Source organism: Mesorhizobium sp. B2-1-3 (assembly GCF_006442495.1).
In the GTDB taxonomy this organism is placed as follows: domain Bacteria; phylum Pseudomonadota; class Alphaproteobacteria; order Rhizobiales; family Rhizobiaceae; genus Mesorhizobium.
Genome location: NZ_VFWL01000039.1, coordinates 1 through 1,536, shown reverse-complemented (window position 1 = coordinate 1,536; position 1,536 = coordinate 1). Strand labels below are relative to the sequence as shown.

The following is a 1,536-nucleotide window of genomic DNA, read 5'->3' as shown; positions in this document are numbered from 1 at the left end:
GGTGTCGGGATGCTGGAGCGAGACGTATTGCGCAACCGCGACCTGGCCGGTGGCGGCATCGACATGCAGGGCGAAGGCGACCTTGTCGGTGGCGGTGATGCCGTTGTTGTTGGCGTCATAGACGCCGATGATGTGGCCGTTGCCGTCGTTGAACAGCGAGATTGCGTGGCCATCGGTGGTCTTCAGGCCGGAATCCACGCCCGTATTGCTGGCAAGGGTGAGCGCATAGACGAGCGAAGCTTTCGCTGCCGGTCCGTCGGCGCCGAACAGCGCCGTGGCGTTCACGACGCCGCCGCTGCCTTGCGCATATTGGTGCAGCGGCATGTCGGGATCGGTCCCGGCATTGACGCCGGCAAACAGGGCCGCCACGGCAGGATCGGTGGTGTCGTCGGAATCGGCATCGACACCTGCGGTCTCGTCGATAACGATGATGTCGCCGACCTTGATGTTGGCAAGGAAGGTGCCGGTGTTGTCGCCCTGTTCGCCGATTTCACGGAACGTCAGTGAGTTGTCGCCGGCCGTCGCCGTGACGTCGATGGCGATGGTCTGCATGACGCCCGACGTGGGATTGTAGGTTCCGACCGAGACGCCGTTCCACAGCACTTCGAGCTTGGCGCTGTGTAGGAGGCTGGTGTCGTTGGCGGCGCCGATCTCGAAGGAGATGCGGTATTCGCCGGCGCTGAGGCCATGCAGCGTCTGCGAGATCTGGATGTTGCCGGGGCTGGCCTCGAGGTCGACCATAACGCTGTTGGTCGGGCTGTCTGCACCGCGATAGCCGTCACCGACCTTCTGCAATTCGATGCTGCTGGCGCCCTCGTAAGGCGAGGCCGTGACGGTCCAGGCGCCGGCGGGACCGGTCGTGGTGCCGCTGCCCGCACCCCAGGCGTCGCCATTGGGGACGAAGCCGTCCAGGAACAGGCCGTTCAAGGCACCGTTCGGCTGCGAGATGGTCAGGCTCGGACCATCGTCGTCGAAGCTGATCTGGCCCGAGACATCGGCGCTGGCGCTGGCGGTGTCGCCGTCGCCATCCGTGACGGTCACGCTCACTGCGACCGAATGCAGGCCCAGCACCACCGTGTCGTCCGGATTGGAGGCGTCCGAATGATGAAGCGACAGATATTGCTCGACGGTCACCTTGCCGGTGGCCGGATCGATCGACAGCGCGAACGCCGCATCGCCATTGAACGTTCCGCCCTGGACGACGCCGACGACGACGCCGTTGGCCAGCGTCTGCAAGGTGATCAGCGAGCCGTCGGTGACGGCAAGGCCGGAGACCGCATTGGTGACGCTTAGCGCATAGACGGTGCTGCCCGAAACGGCCGGACCGTCGGCGCCGAACAGCGCCGTGATGTTGACGAAGGCACTGTCGCTGGTGCCGTGCGCGATCGCGCCGGTGCCGCCGACATCGGGATCCTCGCCCTTGGTGACCGTACCAGTGTCGATCCCAGCCGGGGTGCTCGTGGTCGCCGTCTCGTCAAGCGCTACCGTAACGCCGGTGGCGGCGACAGCCGTCACCTTCGGCCCGTCGTCGTCGAA

At 65.7% G+C, this 1,536-nt stretch carries 1 protein-coding gene; it reads right to left on the bottom strand.

The genetic code is table 11. The features are described from left to right. The coding region (locus FJ973_RS31125; RefSeq protein ID WP_246675992.1) for a DUF5801 repeats-in-toxin domain-containing protein at positions 1-1,536 on the bottom strand (1,536 nt) is incomplete at both ends.